The sequence below is a fragment of the Variovorax sp. KBW07 genome (assembly GCF_003852515.1).
Lineage (GTDB): Bacteria > Pseudomonadota > Gammaproteobacteria > Burkholderiales > Burkholderiaceae_C > Variovorax.
The window spans coordinates 1-7,241 of the sequence record NZ_QAJK01000070.1; the positions used below are offsets into that span (position 1 = coordinate 1).

A 7,241-nucleotide genomic window follows, 5' to 3' on the forward strand; every position below is an offset into this window, starting at 1 on the left:
GCGCAGAGCACACCGCCAGCGTGAGCGAGTTCAGAGCACTGGTTGATCAGCGAAGCACTCAGAGCGTGTCCATGTGAGAATGGCATCGGGTGCTCCCCGCAGCGAAATAAAGGAGGAGCGAAGCGGGGGACATTCGCGGAGGGGAGCACCCGGTGTCAGTCGCACGCGCCCTGAATTGCCCCGTGTACTACCTGTCATCACACCAGGTGAGTAGCCAGCATCTCCCGAGCACGAGTCACGAACTCGGTCTCACCCCGACGCCCAGGCAGGAACTGAAAAGCCACCCGAGGCAACGCTGGCAAGCCATGCGGTGCACTCAGACGGGTCACGCCATCGCATATCGCCGACTCGTTCAGGCACGCCACACCCAGCCCCGCAGCCACTGCCGACTGCAATCCCGCCACCCCCGATGCCACATGTGCCAGCACATACGGCACGCGCCGCCGCCGCAAAAGCGCCACCGTGAACTGGTGCAGCGAACAGGTGTCGGGCAAGGCCAGCAAACGCACCGGCTCGTTGCGCACCAATCGCATGCCGGTTGCGCCGAGCCACGCCAACGATTCGCGCCGGACCGTCCGGGCCTTTGCATCCCGTGCAACCGACGATGAAGAAGAAGCCGATGTGCCCGCGATGTCCATCGCCAGCCCCACGTCGAAATCTCCGTGTGCATAGGCCGCTCGCAAGGCGTCGCTCTTCAGGATGCTCACGTGCAGCCGCACCTGCGGATAGCTCTCCGCCAGGCGCCCCAATAGCCGTGTGAGATCGCCGGGGCGGAAGTAGTCGGTCACCGCGAGCCGCAGTTCGCCCTGCAAGGTTTCGCCATGCAGATCGCGAAACGCCTCGTCGCTGAGCGCGAGGATGCGCCGTGCATAGGCCAGCAACCGCGTGCCTGCTTCGGTGGGCGCCACGCCCGCCTTGCTGCGTGTCAGCAGCGACTGCCCGGCCCGCTCTTCGAGCTTGCGGATCTGCTCGCTGACAGACGACTGCGACAGGAACACGCGCGGCGCCGCCGCCGTGAGGCTGCCCGCGTCGACGACCGCGGCGAGGGTGCGGAGCTGTTCGAGATCGAAGCCTTGCATGACTCATCCATTCGCTTATCCGATGGATTCAATCATATCTTCCCGCTTTTCCGATGACTATGGAATTCCCACAATCACCCCATCGCTCATCCATTCATTCACTTGTTTTTCATTCACCACCACCCAGGAGTCCACCATGCCCCACATCGTCATCCACCTCTCCGGCGAACCCGATGCAGCCCTCACCCGCAAGGCCGTCGATGCCGTTGCCGAACTCACGCAGAGCGTGCTCGGCAAGCAGTTGCCGGTGATCGCCACCACCGTGCAGTACATCGCCGCCGACAGCTGGTTCATCGGTGGCCAGACGCTGGCCTCTCTCGGCAAGTCAGCCTTTCACCTGGACATCAGCATCACCGACGAAACCAACACCAAGGCCGAGAAGGCGCGCTACCTGCGCGAGGTCTACGCGGCCTTTGCGAAGCTGCGGCCGAACCTGCACGAGGTGTCGTACATCCACGTGATCGATGCGCGCGGCGCCGCCTACGGCTACGGCGGCAAGACGCAGGAGTACCGCCATCAGCAGGCGGGCGTGTGAGCCGTTGAAGCATCGCCGGGGGCATGGCACCATGTGCCATGCCCTCCGGAAACCCCACGCACATCGCCGCTTCGCTTCCCGCCGACAGCCTCGGCAACCCGCTCACTCTCGACGACGACGCCAGCCTGCCGCTGGTCGACGATTTCGTCATGGGCTTCATCTCGACCGAGGCCCGCGCCGTCAACCTGCTGGCACTCGCGCAGACCGATGCCAGTCCGATCGTGCAGGCTTACTGCGCCACGCTGCACCTGTTCGCTGAATCGCGCGGAGCCGCCGTCAACGCACGGCCGTTCCTTGAAAAAGCCAAGGCCGGCGCCGCGCTCGCCACGCCGCGCGAGCAACGCTACATCGCGGCCATAGAGGCGTGGGCAGACGGCGACATCGCACACGCCATTGCACTGCATGCCGAGCAGGCCCGCGAGCATCCGCGCGACCTGGTGTCGGTCAAGCTCGGCCAGTACCACTGCTTCAACACGGGCGACTGCCCTGGCATGCTGCGGCTCGCGCTCGCGGTGTTGCCCTCGACGGCCGACGTGCCCTACGTGCATGGCATGACGGCCTTCGGCTACGAGCAATGCCACCTGATGCGCGAGGCCGAAGCCAGCGCGCGCCGCGCCATCGCGATGTGCCGCAAGGAGCCCTGGGCCCATCACGCGCTGGCGCATGTGATGCTCACCGAAGGCCGGCTCGCCGAAGGGTTGGCATTCATGAACGGCGTGAGCGACACCTGGACCGGGCTCAACTCCTTCATGGTCACGCACAACTGGTGGCACGTGGCGCTGTTCCTGATCGACCTGGGCCGCGATGCCGAGGCGCTCGCGGTGTACGACGAACACGCCTGGGGCGTGGTCAAGGATTACTCGCAAGACCAGATCGGCGCGGTGTCGCTGCTGGCGCGGTTGGAGCTGGCGGGCATCGACGTGGGTGCGCGCTGGAACGACGTGGCGGGCTACCTGCTGCAGCGGCAGGCCGACCATGTGCTGCCGTTTCTCGATCTGCAATACCTCTATGGATTGGCACGTGCCGCGCGGCCCGAGGCCGACGCGCTGCTGCGCAACATCGAGGCCTTCGCGCCCGGTGCGCCGCCATCGACGCGTGCCGCATGGCAGCGTGTGTGCGTGCCAGCCGCGCACGGGCTCGTGGCGCATGCGCGTGGCGATTTCGCTGGTGCCATCGAAGGGCTGGGCGTGGCGCTGCCCCGCCTGATAGAGATCGGCGGCAGCCATGCGCAGCGCGATCTGTTCGAGCAGGTGTACCTCGATGCGATGGTGCGCACCGGCACCGAGGCCACGCTGGCGGGTGCGCAGGGCATCCTGCAACAGCAGCTGAATGGCCAGCCTGAATCGCTGCGTTTGCGCCGGCAGGCTGGTGCGGTCTACGAGAAACTGGGGTTGGGCGCGCTGCTGCGGAACTGAGCGCGCGAAGAGCGAACGCTCAGTCCTTGCTCTTCAAATGCCGTGTCTGGTCATAGGTCGGCTGCGGCGGCAGGTCGGCGAGGTGGCGCGTGTCGGCCCAGTCGACGATTTCGATCGCCTCGGGCTTGGCGGGGTCGGCGATGCGGATGCGGTTGAAGCCCGCATTCGGAATGTCGCTCTGGCGCGGCCCGCTGAGGCTCAGGCCCTTCGCGGTGCGCCACACCATGTCGAGCACGCCACCGTGGGTGACGACGATCAGGTGCTGCCCCTTGTGGGCGGCGGCAATGCCACCCAGCGCCGCGACGATGCGCGCATGAAACTCGCGCGCGCTTTCGCCCTCGGGCATGGCGTGGTCTTCGCGAAACTCCAGCCACTCTTCCCAGGCACGCGGATGCAGGCTCTGGATCTCGTCGGAGCGCATGCCTTCGACGATGCCGAAATGCTGCTCGCGCAGCGCCGCCGAAGTCACCACCGGCAACGACAGCTGCAACGCCGCCGGGGCGGCCGTCTGCTGCGCGCGCATCAGGTCGCTGCTGATCAGGTGCTGCGCGGTTTCGCCGGCCAGCCGAAGGCCGAGGCGGCGTGCCTGTTCGTGGCCGATGTCGTTGAGCGGAACGTCGGCATGCCCCTGGAAGCGCAGCTCGCGGTTCCAGGCGGTTTCACCGTGGCGAATGAGGATGAGGTCGGTGGTGGAGTCGGGTTTGGGCGTTGGCATTGCCACCCATTTTCCACCCAGTGCGTGACGCGCATGTGCTCGCATGTACCGACGCCGGCGCTTTGTTGCACGGCCACCACCACGCACCGGCCGGCCAAGGGCCTGCGGCCGCCGCCGCTATCGCGCAAAATCCGTTCCCATGCCAAATCTTGTCCTGCTGCCCGGCCTCGCCTGTGACGAGCGCCTGTGGGAAGCCCAGCTGCCCGCCCTTCCCCGCGCCTTCAATGCCCGCGTGAGCGACGCTCAGACGCGCAACCAGACCATCGAAGACATGGCCGCGACGGTGCTGCGCGAACACGAGGGCCCGCTGGTGCTGTGCGGCGCTTCGATGGGCGGCATGGTCGCCATGGAAGCGGCCCGCCAGGCGCCCGGGCGCATCGCCGGCCTGGCACTGCTCGGCACGAGCGCCAGGCCCGAGACGCCCGACATGTTCACTCTGCGCGAAGGCGCCATCGAGTACTTCGAGCGCGGCGAGGTGCGCGACGTGATCGAACCGAACGTGTACTTCGCGTTCCACCCCACGCAGGCGGCCGACCCGGTGCTGGTGCAGCGCTACCTCGACATCGTGCTGGGCGCCGGCGCCCAGCAACTCATCAGCCAGAACCGCGCGGTGATGCAGCGGCCCGATGCGCGGCGGCACCTGCCGTCGCTGCGCGCGCCAGTGCTGCTGATGTGCGGCGACGAAGACCGTCTGGCACCGCCAGAATGCACAGAGGAAATGGCCGCGCTGCTGCCGCAGGCCCAGGTCGTGTGGGTGCCGGAGTGCGGCCACATGCTGACGATGGAAAAGCCCGAGATCGTGAACGCGGCACTGAACGCCTGGCTGGCGAAGCAGTTTCCCGCCGCGGCCTGAGCCGCTTCAGCCTGGTTCAGTGCATTCAGTACAGCTGGCCGCCGGTCTCGGCGATGTCCTGCTTCACCTTGAGCGCGGTGGCCACCGCGATGCGCAGCGCCTGCACCATGGTGTCGAGCGACATGCTCGGCGCTCCCGCGAATCGGGCAGCCTGCCCGGGCAGGTACGGGATATGGATGAAGCCGCCGCGCAACCCCGCCACCGGGCGCGTGGCAATGAGGTACATGAGGCCGTAGAAGATGTGGTTGCAGACGAAGGTGCCCGCGCTGTTCGACACGGAAGCCGGCACGCCGGCGGCACGCAGTTCGCGCGCGATGGCCTTGATCGGTAGCGTCGAGAAATACGCAGCCGGTGCACCGGGCACCACGGGCAGGTCGATCGGCCGACGGCCGGCGTTGTCGGCCACGCGGGCGTCGTCGATGTTGATGGCGATGCGCTCGATGGCAATCTCCGCGCGGCCGCCGGCCTGGCCGATGCACAGCACCAGACTTGGCTTCAGCTCGTCCATGGCGTGCACCAGCGTGTCGATGGCGTCGCCGAACACGCAGGGCACCTTTCGGGCATGCACGACAGCGCGGCCGACCTTCCAGCCGTCGAGCGCACGCACCGCCTCCCACGACGGGTTGACCGCCTCCTGCTCGAAGGGATCGAAGCCGGTGAGCAGCACGCGCACCGGCGAAGAAGGCGAAGCGGCCTTAGGCACGGCGATTCGACTCGATCAGGCCCGGACCGCGATGCCTTCGGCCTGCAGCCGCTCGCGGATGCGGCGCGCAAAGGCCAGCGCGTGGGCACCGTCGCCATGCAGGCACACGGTCTGCGCGTTGACGGCCACAGTGCTGCCGTCGATGGCCGTCACCTTGTGGTCGCGCACCAGCGACAGCGTCTGCGCGATCGACTGCGCTTCGCTCTCGATGAGCGCACCCGGCTGGCTGCGCGGCACCAGGCTGCCGTCGGGCATGTAGCCGCGGTCGGCAAACACTTCCTCGACGGGCGTGAGGCCGGCGCGACGGGCCGCGTCGATCATGTTGCTGCCCGCGAGGCCGAAGAACTTGAGCGACGGGTCGAAGCGCCGCACCGCCTCGCACAGCGCGTCGGCCAGCTCGGGCTCTTTCACGGCCTGGTTGTAGAGCTGGCCATGCGCCTTGACGTGCGAGAGCGTGCCGCCCTCGGCCTTGACGATCGCGGCCAGCGCGCCGACCTGGTAGAGCACGTTGGCGACGATCTCGTCGGGCGGCAGGTGCATGGTGCTGCGCCCGAAGTTCTCGCGGTCCGGAAAGCTGGGGTGCGCGCCGATGGCCACGCCGTGCTGCAGGGCCCATCGCACGCACTGCTGCATGGTCCTGGCGTCGCCCGCGTGCCAGCCGCAGGCAATGTTGGCGGAGCTCACGAGGCCGAGCAGTGCTTCGTCGCTGCCGGCGCCTTCGCCGAGATCGGCATTGAGGTCGATGTGCATGGGGAGGGTCCTTCTTCTTCGGTGATGCGGCCGGCATCGGGCCGACCGGTCATTCACCGTTGTCGTCGTCTGCCTGCTGCACAGTCTATGCCGCGCCCGGCCAGCCTGCAGCCGCCAGCCCCTGTGCCACTTGCGACAGGTAGCGCTGCTGCCCGGCCCATGCGGCCAGCGCCTGCGCCATGTCGACCTGCACCAGCCGGAGCTTGCCGTTGAGCGGCGCCTGCGCCAGCTTCCAGAGGTCGGCGCGAATCACCACGCCGATGCGCGGATAGCCGCCGGTGGTCTGCGCGTCGCCCATCAGGATGATCGGCAAGCCTGAAGGTGGAACCTGGATGGTGCCGGGAATCACGCCCGACGAGAGCATGTCGCCGCCGCGCTTGCGCTTGAGTTCGGCGCCGGCCAACCGGCTGCCCATGCGGTTGCTTTGCGGCGTGATGCGCCAGTGCTCGCCCCAGAGCAGGTCGCGCGCGGCCAGGGTGAACTGTTCGAATTCGGGGCCTGGCAGCACGCGCAGCGCGATGGCGCCATCGTCTTCTTCGCGGCCCCAGTCGGGCTCGCGCAGGCCAAAGGGACGGCGGGTGCGCTGTGCGGCATCGAGCCTCGAAGTGCCCAGCGCCAGCCGGTCGCCCTTGCGCAGCGCACGGCCTTCGTGGCCGCCGAAGCTGGCTTTGAGGTCGGTGCTGCGCGAGCCGAGGATGGGCGGCACGTCGATGCCGCCGGCCACGGCGAGCCAGCTGCGCAGGCCGGCTTTCTTGCGGCCCGAGGCATTGGCGCCGGTGAGCTTGAGGGTCTGCCCGGCAGCGACGGGCACGCTCCAGCAGGGCCAGAGCGGCACGCCATCGAGCATGGCGCTGAAGTCGTCGCCGGTGAGCGCGATGCGCGTGTCGGCCTCGAAGCGCAGTTCGCAGCCACCCATGGTGAGCTCGAGGCCGGCCGCGCCATCGGGGTTGCCGACGAGACGGTTGGCGAGGGTGAGCGCGAGGACGTCGAGCGCACCGCCGGGACAGATGCCAAGCTGGCGATGGCCGTGCCGTCCGAGGTCTTGCACCGAGGCGAGCAGGCCGGGTTTGCTGACAAGAATCATCTCGGGGTTCCACCACTCGGTCGTTCGTCCCATTCAGCGTGAAGCTGCTCGGGGGGCTTTGTGCTTGTTGCTGCTGGGTGCATTCGGGGCGTGTGCGACTGACACCG

8 protein-coding genes are annotated in these 7,241 nt (G+C 67.9%); 3 read left to right on the forward strand and 5 right to left on the reverse strand.

The features are described 5' to 3' along the window. Window positions 1–197: 197 nt before the first annotated feature. Entirely contained in the window at window positions 198–1,079 is an 882-nt protein-coding gene (locus DBV14_RS15335; protein ID WP_124460016.1) for a LysR family transcriptional regulator, read from the reverse strand. Window positions 1,080–1,215: 136 nt separating this feature from the next. Between DBV14_RS15335 and DBV14_RS15340 the strand changes: the two genes are divergently transcribed. Next, window positions 1,216–1,614 carry a 4-oxalocrotonate tautomerase gene (locus DBV14_RS15340; protein ID WP_124460017.1) on the forward strand — a complete coding sequence of 133 codons (399 nt, stop codon included), beginning with the start codon at window positions 1,216–1,218 and terminating at the stop codon, window positions 1,612–1,614. Between the two features lie 38 nt (window positions 1,615–1,652). Beyond that, the gene (locus DBV14_RS15345; RefSeq protein ID WP_124460018.1) at window positions 1,653–3,029 is read left to right on the forward strand and encodes a tetratricopeptide repeat protein; all 1,377 of its coding nucleotides are present in this window, start codon (window positions 1,653–1,655) and stop codon (window positions 3,027–3,029) included. A 19-nt stretch (window positions 3,030–3,048) separates the two neighbouring features. Here DBV14_RS15345 and DBV14_RS15350 read toward each other — a convergent pair whose 3' ends face one another. After that, on the reverse strand, window positions 3,049–3,744 hold the full coding sequence (locus DBV14_RS15350; RefSeq protein ID WP_124460019.1) for a histidine phosphatase family protein: 696 nt from the start codon (window positions 3,742–3,744) through the stop codon (window positions 3,049–3,051). A 139-nt stretch (window positions 3,745–3,883) separates the two neighbouring features. Here DBV14_RS15350 and DBV14_RS15355 point away from each other — a divergent pair, with 139 nt between their 5' ends. Further along, window positions 3,884–4,597, forward strand: coding sequence for an alpha/beta fold hydrolase (locus DBV14_RS15355; RefSeq protein ID WP_124460020.1), 714 nt, complete (start codon window positions 3,884–3,886; stop codon window positions 4,595–4,597). 25 nt (window positions 4,598–4,622) lie between these two features. Here the strand turns inward: DBV14_RS15355 and pcp are convergent, their stop codons facing one another. The 3 genes from pcp to DBV14_RS15370 form a co-directional block, all read right to left on the reverse strand. Next, the gene (gene pcp, locus DBV14_RS15360; protein ID WP_124460022.1) at window positions 4,623–5,270 is read right to left on the reverse strand and encodes a pyroglutamyl-peptidase I; all 648 of its coding nucleotides are present in this window, start codon (window positions 5,268–5,270) and stop codon (window positions 4,623–4,625) included. A 45-nt stretch (window positions 5,271–5,315) separates the two neighbouring features. Beyond that, window positions 5,316–6,050 (reverse strand): 5-oxoprolinase subunit PxpA, encoded by a 735-nt coding sequence (pxpA, locus tag DBV14_RS15365; protein WP_124460021.1) that lies wholly within the window; start codon window positions 6,048–6,050, stop codon window positions 5,316–5,318. A gap of 85 nt (window positions 6,051–6,135) precedes the next feature. Continuing rightward, window positions 6,136–7,134 carry a biotin-dependent carboxyltransferase family protein gene (locus tag DBV14_RS15370; RefSeq protein WP_124460023.1) on the reverse strand — a complete coding sequence of 333 codons (999 nt, stop codon included), beginning with the start codon at window positions 7,132–7,134 and terminating at the stop codon, window positions 6,136–6,138. Window positions 7,135–7,241 lie beyond the last annotated feature (107 nt).

Coding starts and splice junctions, on each gene's coding strand:
- pxpA (WP_124460021.1), bottom strand. CDS start 6,050: ATGCACATCGACCTCAATGCCGATCTCGGCGAAGGCGCCGGCAGCGAC.
- DBV14_RS15335 (WP_124460016.1), bottom strand. CDS start 1,079: ATGCAAGGCTTCGATCTCGAACAGCTCCGCACCCTCGCCGCGGTCGTC.
- DBV14_RS15340 (WP_124460017.1), top strand. CDS start 1,216: ATGCCCCACATCGTCATCCACCTCTCCGGCGAACCCGATGCAGCCCTC.
- DBV14_RS15370 (WP_124460023.1), bottom strand. CDS start 7,134: ATGATTCTTGTCAGCAAACCCGGCCTGCTCGCCTCGGTGCAAGACCTC.
- DBV14_RS15355 (WP_124460020.1), top strand. CDS start 3,884: ATGCCAAATCTTGTCCTGCTGCCCGGCCTCGCCTGTGACGAGCGCCTG.
- DBV14_RS15345 (WP_124460018.1), top strand. CDS start 1,653: ATGCCCTCCGGAAACCCCACGCACATCGCCGCTTCGCTTCCCGCCGAC.
- DBV14_RS15350 (WP_124460019.1), bottom strand. CDS start 3,744: ATGCCAACGCCCAAACCCGACTCCACCACCGACCTCATCCTCATTCGC.